This is a genomic window from Roseobacter sp. TSBP12, from assembly GCF_009129705.1.
In the GTDB taxonomy this organism is placed as follows: Bacteria; Pseudomonadota; Alphaproteobacteria; order Rhodobacterales; family Rhodobacteraceae; genus Celeribacter; species Celeribacter baekdonensis_A.
On the sequence record NZ_PYIB01000094.1, the window covers coordinates 12,097 to 26,518 of the forward strand.

Annotated in this window: 11 protein-coding genes and 1 pseudogene; 5 read left to right on the forward strand and 7 right to left on the reverse strand. The window is 61.0% G+C overall.

What is annotated here, in order from left to right; genetic code table 11:
- Positions 1-626: 626 nt before the first annotated feature.
- Both C8029_RS21515 and C8029_RS21520 read right to left on the reverse strand, forming a co-directional pair.
- Positions 627-989 (reverse strand): carboxymuconolactone decarboxylase family protein, encoded by a 363-nt coding sequence (locus tag C8029_RS21515; RefSeq protein ID WP_009572941.1) that lies wholly within the window; start codon positions 987-989, stop codon positions 627-629.
- Positions 986-1,744: an SDR family NAD(P)-dependent oxidoreductase gene (locus C8029_RS21520; RefSeq protein ID WP_009572942.1), complete on the reverse strand. Its 759-nt coding sequence runs from the start codon at positions 1,742-1,744 to the stop codon at positions 986-988. Before C8029_RS21520 ends, C8029_RS21515 begins: the two co-directional genes overlap by 4 nt.
- 101 nt (positions 1,745-1,845) lie before the next feature.
- Here C8029_RS21520 and C8029_RS21525 point away from each other — a divergent pair, with 101 nt between their 5' ends.
- Positions 1,846-2,736 (forward strand): LysR family transcriptional regulator, encoded by an 891-nt coding sequence (locus tag C8029_RS21525; protein ID WP_152003721.1) that lies wholly within the window; start codon positions 1,846-1,848, stop codon positions 2,734-2,736.
- A gap of 334 nt (positions 2,737-3,070) precedes the next feature.
- On the opposite strand, the gene C8029_RS21530 is transcribed toward C8029_RS21525, so the two are convergent.
- From C8029_RS21530 to C8029_RS21545, 5 genes are all read right to left on the reverse strand, one after another.
- Complete coding sequence (locus C8029_RS21530) at positions 3,071-4,306, reverse strand: efflux RND transporter periplasmic adaptor subunit (RefSeq protein ID WP_226946429.1); 1,236 nt, start codon at positions 4,304-4,306, stop codon at positions 3,071-3,073.
- The gene (locus C8029_RS22615; RefSeq protein ID WP_226946430.1) at positions 4,303-5,580 is read right to left on the reverse strand and encodes an ABC transporter permease; all 1,278 of its coding nucleotides are present in this window, start codon (positions 5,578-5,580) and stop codon (positions 4,303-4,305) included. Before C8029_RS22615 ends, C8029_RS21530 begins: the two co-directional genes overlap by 4 nt.
- A 30-nt stretch (positions 5,581-5,610) precedes the next feature.
- Positions 5,611-6,666: an ABC transporter permease gene (locus C8029_RS22620; RefSeq protein ID WP_226946431.1), complete on the reverse strand. Its 1,056-nt coding sequence runs from the start codon at positions 6,664-6,666 to the stop codon at positions 5,611-5,613.
- The gene (locus tag C8029_RS21540) at positions 6,666-7,373 is read right to left on the reverse strand and encodes an ABC transporter ATP-binding protein (RefSeq protein WP_152003722.1); all 708 of its coding nucleotides are present in this window, start codon (positions 7,371-7,373) and stop codon (positions 6,666-6,668) included. The genes C8029_RS22620 and C8029_RS21540 overlap by 1 nt, the downstream gene beginning before the upstream one ends.
- A 1,161-nt stretch (positions 7,374-8,534) precedes the next feature.
- On the reverse strand, positions 8,535-9,545 hold the full coding sequence (locus C8029_RS21545) for a LacI family DNA-binding transcriptional regulator (protein ID WP_152003723.1): 1,011 nt from the start codon (positions 9,543-9,545) through the stop codon (positions 8,535-8,537).
- Between the two features lie 165 nt (positions 9,546-9,710).
- Here C8029_RS21545 and C8029_RS21550 point away from each other — a divergent pair, with 165 nt between their 5' ends.
- The 4 genes and pseudogenes from C8029_RS21550 (at position 9,711) to C8029_RS21565 (ending at position 14,396) form a co-directional block, all read left to right on the forward strand.
- Positions 9,711-10,769: a sugar phosphate isomerase/epimerase family protein gene (locus C8029_RS21550; protein ID WP_152003724.1), complete on the forward strand. Its 1,059-nt coding sequence runs from the start codon at positions 9,711-9,713 to the stop codon at positions 10,767-10,769.
- Between the two features lie 4 nt (positions 10,770-10,773).
- The gene (locus tag C8029_RS21555; RefSeq protein WP_009572949.1) at positions 10,774-11,898 is read left to right on the forward strand and encodes a Gfo/Idh/MocA family protein; all 1,125 of its coding nucleotides are present in this window, start codon (positions 10,774-10,776) and stop codon (positions 11,896-11,898) included.
- Positions 11,891-13,395, forward strand: a pseudogene (locus C8029_RS21560) (sugar ABC transporter ATP-binding protein). Before C8029_RS21555 ends, C8029_RS21560 begins: the two are co-directional and overlap by 8 nt.
- The gene (locus tag C8029_RS21565; protein ID WP_009572951.1) at positions 13,392-14,396 is read left to right on the forward strand and encodes an ABC transporter permease; all 1,005 of its coding nucleotides are present in this window, start codon (positions 13,392-13,394) and stop codon (positions 14,394-14,396) included. Before C8029_RS21560 ends, C8029_RS21565 begins: the two are co-directional and overlap by 4 nt.
- Positions 14,397-14,422 lie beyond the last annotated feature (26 nt).

The following is a 14,422-nucleotide window of genomic DNA, read 5'->3' on the forward strand; positions in this document are numbered from 1 at the left end:
AGAGCCTTCAGGACCGAGTCGTGTCGGTTGGTGAAAAGGGCCGCTTGGAACATCGCATGTCGCAACAGGCGTCGTCCGCCTGCAGTGGCGTGCGTGCCGCGCATAGCTCGAATGTTGTGTACAACGGTCGCGTGCCCAAAAGGGCTGCGGTCCGCTCCCCCGAGATTTGGCCCAGATCGACGTTTTGGCAATCGGCATTGTGCCGGCGACCGGATCGAACCCGGGGGCAGACCGTGGAAACTCCGCGGTCACAGCAAGCTCTCCTTTCAACGTGACAGCCCGTTCTATTTGCGCCTCCATGCGGCGTCGCAGAATAGAGCGCTACTTTGGAAGACCCAGAAGGTCAGCTTCCATCAATCAGGCAGAACTGGTTCGCGCACGCAGCAAATGGCAGCAATGCGCAGATTGTGTTGAAAAACTCTCATGCAGCGCTTTGGGGCCAAATTTGGCAGAACAATATTCCGAATTATTCAAATTCTAGCGGCGTCACGGGGTGCAATCAGCTCGTCGAGGAATCGTTTCCCACATTTCCGAAATTTGCAAATGCAGCAAAGACTTTTTCAATAGAATCCGGGACAAAGCGGGCCTTCGCTGCACTGAAAGCGAAGGCCCGGAAACGGCATTCATCACTCGTCATTTATAGACCGCAGCGTATTCAGCGCGTTAATGGCAGCGGGAAGACCACCGTAGAGCGCCATTTGCCAAATTACCTCGGCGATCTCCATTTCGTTCAAACCAACTTTCAATCCAGCTTGAATATTGATCCGTAGTTGCGGTGCAGTTTGGGCCCCCATGGCCGACAATGCCGCGATTGTTGCAATGTACCGACTTTTCAGGTCGAGACCCGGACGCGCATAAAAGCGTTCGTAGGCCATGTCGATCACTGTATCTGCCATGCCCGGCAAGAGGTGCCCATATCGTTCTTCCAATACGGCCCGAACGCCGGGATTGAGATCATCGGCGAGTTGTGCACCGTTCATCGTTGTCATCTCAACGCTCCGCCCAAAGTAAATCCACCATCTACTACGACATCTTGACCCGTTACAAATCCAGAGTTGCCCGACAAGAGCCACATTGCTGTTCCTGTTACGTCCTCTGGTCTACCGTTCCGTCGAAGCGGTGTGTGGTTCGAAAGACGCGCGGAAATTTCTGGATCTAAAACTTCGTCTGCCATTGGGGTCAGAATGATCCCAGGGCTAATCGCATTGATCCGATTGCCACGAGGTCCTTCCTCGACAGCTAACACGCGCATCATCGCAAGGAGCGCGGCTTTTGTTGCCGCATACGCACCAGACCCAGGCATAACAGCGCCAGCCGTCCAAGACGCATTTATCAGCACGACACCATTTTTCATGTGGGATAGACACTGTGCCACCGTTTGCTGCGTGCCAATAAGGTTGGTTTGGATAAGATCCGCAAAGTCGTCAGCCTGAGTATCCCTGAGTGGTTTGAACTCACCCAGATGCCCGGCATTAGCAAAGACCGCATCTAACTTCCCGAAGTGAGCAATAGATGCTTTGAGGTTTGCGGCAATCTCGTCCGGCTTGGAGATGTCGCAGACTTGGAGCAGTGCAGAGCCACCAGCCTCTTGGATTTCTTTTGCAACTGCTTCGAGAGGTGTCTTGCGCCGCCCCCAAAGCGTCACAGAAGCACCTTCACTCGCTAGCGCAAGCGCCACCGCTCGCCCCATGCCAGTTCCTGCACCCGTCACAAGCACGGCGCGGTTTTCAAATTGGTTTTCCATATCGGTCTCTCTCTTAGGGTTGTTCAGAGAGGACGCTATATTAACAGTGGAACTATGATAATTGACCAATATGTTTAGTCATAGAAAGGGATTCCTTTACAATGGATCTATTCACTGCGATGCGCACTTTTGTCGAAGTGGCTCAAGCCGGTTCCATGAATGCCGCCGGGCTTAGGCTCAATGTGAGCGGCGCTTTAGTTGGGCAAAGGATCGCTGGCCTAGAGGATTACCTTCAGGCGAAATTGCTCAATCGAACGACGCGACAACAGAAGCTCACAGATTTTGGCGCAAGCTATCTCGAGCAATGTAGGGACATTCTGGAATTGGTTGATTTCTCCGAGGGCAAGGCAAGCGATCAGCAGCGACAACCTCAGGGGCGGCTGCGTATCGCGGCCCCGGTGAGTTTTGGATCAGCCGCGCTGATGCCCGCCCTAAAGGGCTTCACCGAGATCGCACCAGAGGTAGAAATCGAATTGACCTTATCCGACAACAATGAAGATCTGATCGCCGGAGGGTTTGACGCTGCTTTTCGCATTGGAGAGATGGAAGACAGCGCCCTCCTGCAAATTCAACTCGCCCCCTACAGAATGATGATCTGCGCGTCCGGTGAATATTTAGCAGAACACGGTGAACCGCAGATACCATCAGATCTGAATCGCTTTCGCGCAATTCTCTTTTCAAGAACCGGACGCAAGCCGTGGCGATTCAAACAAGGGTCCGAAGAACGAAGCTGGACCCCTCAAACAAGAATTTCAGTGAATTCCGGTCAGGCTGTACGTGTTGCTGCAATTGCAGGCATGGGCGTCGCCATGTTGCCAGAAATTCTCGTCAGAGGTGATATCTCAGCGGGTAAGTTAGTGCAGCTATTACCTGATTGGAACTTGCCTGAACAACCTATGGCCCTGATCTATCACCGTGACCGGTACAGGCCGCAAAGGCTAACAAAATTCATCGATTTCGTGAAGTCAGTTTTTAGGAGCCAACTCGTATAGCCGACATTTAAGGAAGCTGCAGAATCGGTCAAAGAGGGCTCAAATCGGACTTGAGGCCGCGCGGCACTCCAAACTTGACGTTGCAGGCTGCGGTGCGACCAACCGGATGACCGGTTTTCGCCCAAACCGGACATGACCTTTGTCCTGCAAGAGCGAGAAGCGGCTGTTCACTGCGGAGTGCCCAAAAGTCCGTCGCGCTGATTAAGTAGGCGTCAAAGACGTATTTTTGATGTAGCCGTTAGCCTCAAAGTGTTCCGAGCGTTGTCTATTGCTCCGGTTGATCGTGATACTCCGTTTCCTTCTCATGTGGCCCGATATCAGCAGACACGACCGTTCAGTTGCCGGAATCTGTGCTCAGGGCGCGCGGTTCGATCTTCACGCCAGTTTCGATCGCGGCGCCGGGATAGGCGACGACCCGTTCGCCCAGTTCCACGCCGGCCAGCACCTCGGCCGTATCACCCGACATGTGGCCGATTTCGACATAGCGAAGCGCGGCGCGGCCATCTTCTTCCACGAAGACGGCCCAGCGTTCCGCATGGCGGAAAAGCGCGCTTTGCGGGATCTGCAGAACGTCCGCGCCCGCCCAGGAGACGATGCGTACGAAGACGCGGTACTGGTCGCCCAGACCCTGCCGCTGTTCCGGCGGGGTGAGGATGTCGAGCAGAAGGCGCACGCGCTGTTCCTCGATCCCCAGGGCCGAAACGCGGGCGAAGGCGGAAGGATCGATCCGGCGTACCTGCGCGTCGATCACGCCCGTACCTCCCCAGCGTTCGATATAGGCGCGCGCGCCGCGTTCGATTTCCACCGCGTCGGTGGACAGCAGATTGACCTCGATTTCGAGATCCGACAGGTCGCCGATCGTCAGCAGGGCGGTCCCGGCTTCGGCCAGGCGCGCGTTGACGTCGACCACGTCGAGAACCGTTCCGTCATGGGGCGCGGTGATGCGCAGGCAGCAGTCGCCGGGGTCGCTGTCGGGATCGGGTATGGACGGGGCCGAAAGCTGGGCTTCCATGCGGGCCTTCGTGGCTTTCTGCTGTTCCAGTTCGTAGAATGCGACCTCGCGATCGGTGCGGGCGGTTATCGCGCTTTGCTTGGCATCTTCCAGCACTGTGTGCGACACCGCCCCGCGGTCGGCCAGGATGCGATAGCGTTCCAGTTCGGCCTCGAGATGTTCAAGTTCCGCCTCGCTACGCGCGAGGTTGGCTTCGGCCAGCCGCACCGCGGCGGCGGCTTCTTCCACCGACGCTTCGGCAAGGCGGCGGGCACGCGCGTCAAGAAAAGCGGGTTCGGCTGGCTGGATGACGGCCACGACGGTATTGCCCTTTTCCACCTCGTCGCCGACATCGACGGGGGACCGCAAGGTGTTGCCCGTCACGGGAGCGGTCACGGCCCATTTTTCGCGCACCTGGGTGACGCCTTCGGCAGAAACGGTGATTTCCAACGGACCGCGCCGCGCTTCGGCCAGATCAACAAGCACCGGCTTGGGCAGAAGCGCCCAGACAAGGGCCCCGAGGAGGAGTGCGGCAAGCGCTACGCCTGCGATGATCCGGAACATTCGCATCTGGTTCATTCTTTCTGTTTCAATGCACTGACGATATCGACGCGGTCCAACCTGCGCATGACGAAAAGGACGGCGCCCAGGGCCGAGCCTAGTACGATCAGGGCGGCCAGCGCAAAGGTGCGTTGGGTGACGACGACGGGAATGGTGACCACATCGGTGGAAAAACCCTGCGCCATGAGCAGCGCGAAACCGTATCCGGCAAGCCAGCCCACGGGAATGGCGAAGACGGTCAGCAGCATCTGTTCGACCACCAGAACGTAGCCGACCTCGGACCGTCTGAACCCCAGTACGCGCAGGCTTGCCAATTCATGGGCGCGTTCGGCCAGCTGGATGCGCGCAGCGTTGTAGACGACCCCAACCGTGATCAGCATCCCGAGCGTGGCGAAGATCACCGACATGGTGATAAGGCTTTCGCTGAGGGTGGCGACGAATTCGTTGCGCACATCTTCCCACAGGGTAAACCCCGCGATGGCGGGGGTTTCCTGCACCTTGGCCTGGAGATCGGTCAGCCGGTTCGGATCGATGGCCAGATGGATCATGTTGACCTGCGGCGTCTGCCGCAGCCGGTGAAACAGCGTGTCACGGTCGAAATAGGCGTCCTGCCCGAGGCTTTGGCGGATCACCGATGCGACGGGCACCTGCCAAGTTTCGCGTGGCGGGCTCAGCAGCTCGATGCGCAGACTGTCGCCCGGGGCGACGCCCAGACGCCGGGCCAGTTCCTCGGGCAAAACGACGCCCGCGGTGGAGGGGGTGATCGCGCGGCCTTCGGTATCGAGGATCTGGGTCAGCATGGCGCCCGGCGCGCGAGCCTGAAGCGTTACCAGCCGCGTTTGCGTGCCGTTCACCAGTCGGATCGGAATGGCATAGATGCCCTCGGCCCGCAGCACGCCGGGCAGGTTGCCCGCGTCGATCACGGCGCGGTCGTTCAGATTGCCGCTGAGGGTGAGTGTCGCGTCCTGCCGGTTCGTGTGTTCGAACAGTTCCGCCATGATCAGGTCGATCGCATCGAAGGTGAAGAACGACACCACCAGAACGGCGACCGATCCCGACACCCCAAACAGTGTCACCGCCGCGCGCCCCGGCCAGCGGATGATCGAGCGGACGATCATCATCGTGGTCTGCCGCAGAGACAGCATTTCGCCCAGGCTGTCGGCCCAGCCGCGCTGGAAGACGGGCGGCACGGGTGGCGACATCGCCACGGCCGGGGCAAGGCGCACCGAAGCGCGTACCGCGCGCAGCGCGCCGAGAATCACCGCGGCGATGCCCAGTATGCCCGAGATCACCAGCTGCCAGGGACCGGGGCGGTAGAGCAGTCAGGGAAAGCGGAAGAAATCGGTATACATCTCGGTCATCTCGTGACCCAGCCACCAGCCGAAGCCCCAGCCGATCAGAACGCCTAGAATGCCGATGCCCGCGGTCATCTTCAGGTAATGCAGCGCGATCGTCCGGGTGGTGTATCCTACCGCTTTGAACAGCCCGATCTGCGCTCGGTCAAGCGCGACGAGACGGCTGAGAACCATGTTCACCAGGAAGGCAGATACAACGAGGAAGATCGGCGGCTGCACCGTGGCCAGGGCACCCAGCTGCTTCAGTTCGCCGTCGATGAAGACATTCGATGGCTGCCGGTCACGCCCGTAGGCGCCGGTGCCGCCATACGGGGCGAGGATGCGGTCCACCGCATCGATGACGGCGGCTTCGTTGGCGTCGCGCGACAGGCTGAGGGTGAGGTCGTTGAACGCCCCTTCCAGTTCCTTGACCGGCGCGGAGGCGGTTTCGCGCATCCAGATCAGGCCGAAATGCCGGTCATCCGGCATCAAGGCGCCCGCGCCGATCGTATAGATATATTCGGGCGACAGCACGATGCCGGTGACCACCAGTTCGCGTTTGCGGCCGTTGAGGATGGCGCGGAACGTGTCGCCCGGCCTAAGTCTGTTGGCATCGGCGAAGGGTTCGGAAATGGCGACCTCGTTCTGATGCAGCGCCTCGGGCAGGCGGCCGTGGCGGATCAGGGGCAGGTTCAGGATGGCCCCGCCCGAGGCGGGCAGCGAAATCACCCGGGCAGAAGCCGGTTCGCGCATGTTTTCCAGATCCAGAAGCGCGGTGAAGACGACGCGCCCTTCCACCCGTGTCACGCCGTCGATCCGGGCGATTTCGTCCAGAACCTGCTTGGGCGCGCGGGTGAGGCTGGCGAAGACATCGGCAAAGCGGTGGCGTTCGTAATAGGCCGCGCGCGTTTCTGTCAGGGATCTCTGGGTTCCGGACGCAAGCGTCATGACCATGATCCCGCAGGCCAGTACCAGCGCGATGGCAAGGCTCTGAGCCCAGATATGGCGCATGTCGCGCAGCAATTTGAGGTCGAGCGCCCGCATTACCAGCTGACCTCGGACGGCGCGACCCGTTCGGCGTTTTCCTCGATATGCGAAATCCGGCCGTCGGTCATGTAGATGACGCGATGCGCGATCCGGCGGATGGCGGCGTTATGGGTGATCAGCGCGGTCGCCGTGCCGAGGCTGCGATTGACCTCGATCAGGGCTTCCAGAACGGTGGTGCCCGTCTTGCTGTCGAGTGCGCCTGTGGGTTCGTCGCAAAGCAGGATGTCGGGCCGCTTGGCGATGGCGCGGGCGATGGCGACGCGCTGCTGTTCGCCGCCCGAAAGTTCCGCCGGGAAATGCGACATCCGATCGGCAAGCCCGACACGGTCCAGCGCCTCTTCCGGCGACATCGGGGTTTTGGCGATTTCGGTCACCAGCGCCACGTTTTCGCGCGCGGTGAGGCTGGGAACGAGGTTGTAGAACTGGAACACGAACCCAACATGGTCGCGCCGGAACTCGGTCAGGGCGCTGTCCGACAGGCGGGTGAGGTCTTCGTCGCGGAAAAAGACCCGGCCCTCGCTGGGCCGGTCAAGCCCGCCGAGGATGTTGAGCAGGGTGGACTTGCCGGACCCGGAGGCGCCCAGAAGCACGACGACCTCGCCCTCGAAAAGCGAAAGATCGATGCCGCGCAGGGCATGCACATCCACCGCACCGGTGTGGTAGACCTTGGTGATACTTTCGGTTCTGAGAATAGAGGTTTTCATCTGGTCGGGCTGATTTCCTGTTGCGCCTCAACCAAGTATAGTAGGCGCTGCACGTCCGAGTATTGATCTGCCGCAAGGAAGGCATGAACCGTTCCAGTCTGCCGTGTTTCGATTTTGATCCGACTGGAAAGTGAATGCTGATGTATTATCCAGATGGACAATGAGTAATCATGGAAGATTAGGATTCCGTACTGGTCCGGCTTCGCAGGAAAAGTGCGTATTAAAGGCAAGTTTCTGAAATCGTGGAAAAACGCTTTGAACTCGAGCGGCCATTCGCTAAGCCGCACGCTGATGACTGATATGGGCTGTGCGCTCCGCTTTGCAAAGTCGGCTTCCTACGGATTGCTGTCCTTGGTATGTTGCGCCGCATTTGGCGCTGGTCTGTGAGGGCTTGAATGGCCGCTTTTACCAGTCTGTAAAAGAGCACTCGCAGGTGCAGTAAATGTCAGGAGGTGTGATGACGGACCGCTCAGGAACCACGCTCGCTCCCCTATATATAGCGACCCTTCTTGCGGCTTGGTGCCGAAGGTCCTGTTGGGTCGGAATTGCTTGGCATGGCCCACTGACAAGATTCAAAAGAATCGCCGCCAAGAGACGGAAATGCGCGGCATTCGACACAGTTGTTGAACGTCAGACGAAATTGACTTTTACGTCACTAAACTGACCCAACGCGCTCCGGCCGACCTTTTCTACCACTGCGATCTAATGTCATGTATTCTCTGGAGTTTTCGGCAAAGATCGGTGCTCAGAGATGTCCGCAGGATGAGGCGGCGTCAACTGTCGGCCTTGCAGCACTTGGCTGGAAAAGCCTGGTCGCTTTCGAACGGAAAGAGGCCTAACGAGCACTTGGAGCGGCACGAAAACGCGACACGCCCATTCTGCACATTCTGCGCTTTGTTGCCTGAAGAAGAGCCTTCATTGGACGCAGTTATACTGTGAGGGCCGTGAACGGCTTGAATGCTGGCGCGTCTGTTTGGGCGAATTGGCCGTTGCGGATCATGGGGGCATTTCGATCCCAGCTATCGTTGTTGCGTCGGACTGGAACGCCTTGAAACCGGCGTGCGGCACCGATGTCTTGTTTGTCGTGATGTCGCTGCGCAATGTGTCGATGCTTCCACTCGGCTTATGGCCTCTCATGCGCCTGCCTTGATCGGCGCGGTCTCAGACCCTTTTCGCGGTGCTGTCCCGGATGACGAGTTCGACGGGGAGGATGAGGGTTTCGTCCGGGGTGGGGGCGGTGCGTTGTGCAAGCAGCCTCTCGGCAGCGCAGCGCCCGAGGTGGGCGCGTTTTTGTCGGATGGTGGTGAGGGGCACGCTGGCGTAGGCGGACATCTCGATGTTGTCAAAGCCCACGATCGAGAAGTCGCGCGGCACGTCGAGGCCTTCAGCGCGCAGCCCTGCCATGAGACCGATCGCCATCTCGTCGTTGTCGCAGAAGACGGCGGTGGGGCGGGGCGTGCGCGCCAGCAGAGCCTCAGCGGCGGCGCGTCCCGAACTGAGGGTGAAGGCACCCTCAAGACGGTGGGCAGGCGGCAACCCCGCGGTGGCAAGCGCGGCGTCGACCCCGGCGGCGCGGGAGATCGACAGGGTGTTTTTGGCGGGGCCGGTCAGGTGCACGATGTCGCGGTGGCCGAGTCCGAGCAGGTGCTCGATTGCCAGTCGCGCGCCGGTTTCGTTGTCGGCGAGCACCCTTGGCCCCGCCAGTCCTTCGATCCATTCGCAGGCCTGCACCAGGGGCGGGCAGGAGCTATGGGCAAAGAGCGCGGGGTCGAGGGTGCCGTCGAGTACGATCACCCCGTCGGCCCGCGAACGGCTGAGATAGGACCGAATTCCTCCGTTTGGCGTGTCGGGGTCGGTCCGCAGGGTGTCGAGCACCAGCAGGCTCAGCCCTTCGGCCCGCAGGGTGTCCGAGATGCCGGCGAGGATTTCGGAGAAGAACGGGTTGGCTAGGTTTGGCACCAGCGCGAGCACTGCGCCTACCTGCTGTTGGCGCAGGTTTCGCGCCATGAGATTCACCGTGTAACCGGTTTCCGCGACGGCCTTTTCCACCGCAATCCGCGCCTGTTCCGAGACGATGGCGGGATTCGACAGGGCGCGGCTGACCGTGGCGACCGAGACCCCTGCCAATCGGGCAACATCACGGATTTTGGGTGGGTTGGTGGGGTCAGTCACGGGCGGTTCCTTGCTTGCTTGCAATTGGTGGACGACGATACGGGTAGAAAAGACGATACGGTGGAAAACAGGTGTTGAAAACCTTTTCATCCTGTGTCACGTTCATGAAACCGATTACATTACGACAGTTTCTATGTCGCGTATTGATTGGCAGAGGGAGGAGAGATGCAAACCATGAAGGGCCCCGGCCTGTTCCTGGCGCAATTCGTTGGCAGCGACGCGCCGTTCGACAGCTTTGAGGCGATCACCCGCTGGGCGGCGGGCTGTGGCTATTTGGGTGTGCAACTTCCCACTGTCGAGGCGCGGCTGATGAATCTCGCGCAGGCTGCGGGGTCGCGCGACTATTGCGACACGCTGCGTGGCACCGCCGCTGAGGCGGGGGTCGAGATCACCGAGCTTTCGGCCCATATCCAGGGGCAACTTGTGGCGGTGCACCCGGCCTATGATCTGGCCTTCGATGGCTTCGCCCCCGAAGCGGTGCGCGGCGATCCAAAGGCACGGCAGGCTTGGGCCGTCGATCAGGTGCGGCAGACCATCGACGCCAGTGCCAATCTGGGACTCGACCGTATGGCGGCGTTTTCCGGCGCACTCGCATGGCCCTATTTCTATCCTTGGCCGCAAAGGCCTGCGGGACTGGTGGAGGCCGCCTTTGACGAACTCGCTGCGCGCTGGCGCCCGTTGCTGGACCATGCCGCGCAGAGGGGCGTGAAAATTTGCTTCGAGATCCACCCAGGGGAAGATTTGCACGACGGGGTGAGCTTTGAGATGTTCCTTGATCGTGTCGAACAGCACCCGGCGGCAATGATGCTCTACGATCCAAGCCATTATGTCCTGCAACAGCTCGATTATCTCGATCACCTCGACATCTACGCTGAGCGCATCGGCATGTTCCACGTCAAGGATGCCGAGTTTCGTCCCACTGGTCGGCAGGGGGTCTATGGCGGCTTTCAGCCTTGGGTTGACCGCGCGGGCCGCTTTCGCAGTCCCGGCGACGGTCAGGTGGATTTCAAGGCGATCTTTTCCAAACTCACCGCCATGGGTTTCGATGGTTGGGCGGTGGTCGAATGGGAATGCGCGTTGAAGCACCCAGAGGACGGCGCCCGCGAGGGGGCACAGTTCGTCAAGGATCACATCATCCGCGTGACGGAACAAGCCTTCGACAATTTCGCGGCCACGGGCAGCGACGCGGCCGCCAATCGGCGCATGCTTGGGCTGGAGGGCTAGGTGAATGATACAAACTCCGATTCGACTCGGCATGGTTGGCGGCGGTCTTGGCGCCATGATCGGCGAAGTCCACCGCATCGCGGCGCGACTCGATGGACGCTTTGATCTGATTGCGGGGGCACTCTCCTCGACACCGAGGCGCAACGCCGAAAGTGCAGCCGCCATAGGTCTTGCCCCCGAGCGGACCTACGACGATTTCGTCGAGATGGCGCGCGCTGAGGCGGCGCGTCCTGATGGCATCGAGGCGGTGTCGATCTGCACCCCGAACCATCTGCATTTCCCCGCCGCGAAGGCGTTTCTCGAAGCCGGTATCCATGTGATCTGCGACAAGCCGATGACCTCGACGCTCAACGATGCGCGTGCGCTCGCCCGCATCGTTGAGACATCGGAGGCGCTTTTCGTGCTGACGCATAATTACTCGGCTTATCCGCAGTTGCGGTTGGCGCGCGAGATGGTGGCGCGGGGGGATCTGGGCCAGATCCGGCTGGTGCAGGTGGAGTATGCGCAGGACTGGTTGACTGAGGTTGCGCACAGCAAGCAGGCGGCGTGGCGCGTCGATCCGGCCAAGGCCGGGGCCGGGGGTGCCATAGGCGACATCGGCACCCACGCATGGCAACTCGCGCGGTTCGTGTCTGGCATGGTGCCTGAGCGGATCGCGGCGGACCTGACCAGCTTCGTGCCGGGCCGTCGGGTCGATGACAACGCGCAGGTGATGCTCCGCTACGCCTCTGGAGCCAAGGGTGCGCTTTGGTGCAGTCAGGTCGCGCCGGGGAGCGAGAACGGGCTGACGCTCAGAATCTACGGTGATCGCGCCGGGCTGGTCTGGACGCATGAAACACCCGAGACGCTGTGGTTCACACGGCTGGGGGAGCCGGCGCAGAAGCTGCGCCGTGGCGCCGCGACCATGGCGGGAAGCCGGGTGCCGCCGGGCCACCCCGAGGGCTATCTTGAGGGTTTTGCGAACATCTATGCCGAAGCTGCGGACGCCATTCGCGCGCGCCAGACGGGTCAGCCATATGAGAGCCTGCTGCCCGGCATCCGCGATGGTGTGGAGGGGCTTGAGTTCATCGACGCTTGTCTGCGCTCCGCTGCTTCGGACAATGCCTGGGTGGAGATCGGCCATGTCTGACCCTATTCTGTCCTTGAAAGGCATCAGCAAGTCATTTGGCCCGATTGAGGTCTTGCATGACGTCGATTTCGAACTGCGTCCCGGAGAGATCCATGCGCTGATCGGAGAGAACGGCGCGGGCAAATCGACCACCATGAAGATCCTCGGCGGTTACATCGACGCGACTGCAGGCGAGGTGCTCTGGCACGGCCAGCCGACCCATTTCCCTTCCTCTGATGAAGCCGAGGCGCGCGGGATCGTCATGATCCATCAGGAGTTCAACCTTGCCGAGCATCTGGGCGTCGACCAGAATGTCTTTCTGGGTCGCGAGATCACGCGGGGCTGGCGGCTGGACCACAAGGCGATGCGCACCCGCACCGCCGAGCTGCTGGACCGCCTCGAATGCCGGGTCGATCCTGCGGTGCGGGTCTCGGGGCTGTCGGTGCCGGCCAAACAAATGGTCGAGATCGCCAAGGCGCTGTCGCGCGACCTTCGGGTGCTTATCATGGACGAGCCCACCGCTGTGCTGACCGAACGCGAGTGTGAAATCCTGTTTCGCCAGATCGAGCGGTTGCGGGCCAAGGGCGTGGCGATCCTCTACACCTCGCACAAACTGTCTGAGGTGACGCGGCTCTGCGACCGGGTCACGGTGCTGCGTGACGGAGCCATGGTGCGCTCGGCCCCCGTGTCGGACATCACCGAGGAGGAGATGGCGGCTGCATGGTGGGCCGCGAGCTGTCGGATCTCTACCCAGCTAAGGCGGTGCCGCGCGATGAGGTGCTGCTTGAGGTCGAGAACCTGTCAGTGCCGGGTGTCGTTGAGAGCGCGAGCTTGACACTGCGCCGGGGCGAGGTGCTGGGTCTGGGTGGGCTGGTAGGCTCGGGGCGGACCGAGTTTGCCGAAGCCCTTGCCGGGCTGCGCCCACGCGAGGGCCGGGTGCGGCTGATGGGCGAGGATTTGCCCGCGTCGGAAGTGCGCACGGCGCTGCAGCGCGGGCTGGTCTACCTCACCGAGGACCGCAAGGGTGCGGGGTTGCTGCTCGACAAAGGGCTGCGCGAGAACCTGACGTTGCCGCTGCTTGAGCGCTTCGGTGGCCCGCTCATCGACCGCCGTGCCGAAGAGGCGGCGCTTGATCGTGCTATTGAGGAGTTTGCCATTCGCGCGCCGGATCGGAGGATGCGGGTGGGCAATCTTTCGGGAGGCAACCAGCAGAAACTGTTGCTGGCCAAGACGCTGCTCAGCGACCCGCAGGTGATCCTGATCGACGAGCCCACCCGTGGCATCGACATTGGCACCAAGCAACAGATTTACGCGCTGATCGCCGGACTTGCTGCCGAGGGGTGCGCGATCCTTGTGATTTCCTCTGAGATGCCCGAGCTCATCGGTCTCGCCTCGCGGGTGCTGGTGATGCACGCGGGGCGGATCACCGGCGCACTTGAAGGGGACGATGTAACCGAAGGCGCCATCGTTCGGCTGGCGATGGGGCTCGACGACAACAGAGAAGAAGCGGCGGCATGAGCATGGCCCCGGCACAAAAGATAAGCACGCCCGCACGGCGCCGGATTGACCTGCAGGTCGTTGGCCCGATCGTGGCCCTGATTGCGCTCGTCCTCATCGGTATGGCGCTCAATTCCAACTTTCTGAGCTACGCCAATATCACCAACGTGCTGGCGCGCTCGTCCTTTATTGGCATCATCGCCGTGGGCATGACCTTCGTCATCACGGCTGGCGGTCTTGACCTGTCAGTCGGTTCCATGGCGGCCTTTGTGGCGGGGCTGATGATTCTCGTGATGAACCTTTTGACCGACCGTCTCGGGGTCACGCTGCCTGTGATCTTCGCGGGCGTGGCTTTGGCGCTGATCTCGGGGCTGGTGGCGGGGCTCATCAACGGCTTGCTCATCACCCGCGTCGGCATCGAGGCTTTCATCGTTACGCTTGGCACCATGGGCATCTACCGTTCGCTCATCACCTGGCTCGCAGACGGTGGCACGCTGTCGCTCGGCTTTGAAATGCGCGAGCTTTATCGTCCCGTCTATTACGGTGGCATTGCCGGCATCAGCTGGCCGATCCTTGCCTTCGTGGCGGTGGCAATCATCGGTGAAATCGTGATGCGCCACACCGCTTTCGGACGCCACTGTGCCGCCATCGGGTCGAATGAGCGCGTCGCGCGCTATTCGTCGATCGCTGTGCTGCGGGTGCGGCTGGCGACCTATGTGCTGCTTGGCGTGCTCGTGGGCTTCGCTGTGGTGATGTATGTGCCGCGTCTGGGTTCTGCCTCGGCCTCGACCGGGCTTTTGTGGGAGCTTGAGGCCATCGCCGCCGTCATCATTGGTGGCACACTGCTCAAGGGCGGCTTTGGGCGGATCTGGGGCACCGTGGTGGGGGTGCTGATCCTCAGCCTGATCGGCAACATCCTCAACCTTACGGATTTCGTCAGCCCCTATCTCAACGGTGCCATTCAGGGGGCCGTGATTATTCTGGCGGTCGTGCTGCAGCGCAAGGGTGCGGCGGACCGGTAAACGAAACGTCATCTTTCTTGGGAGGA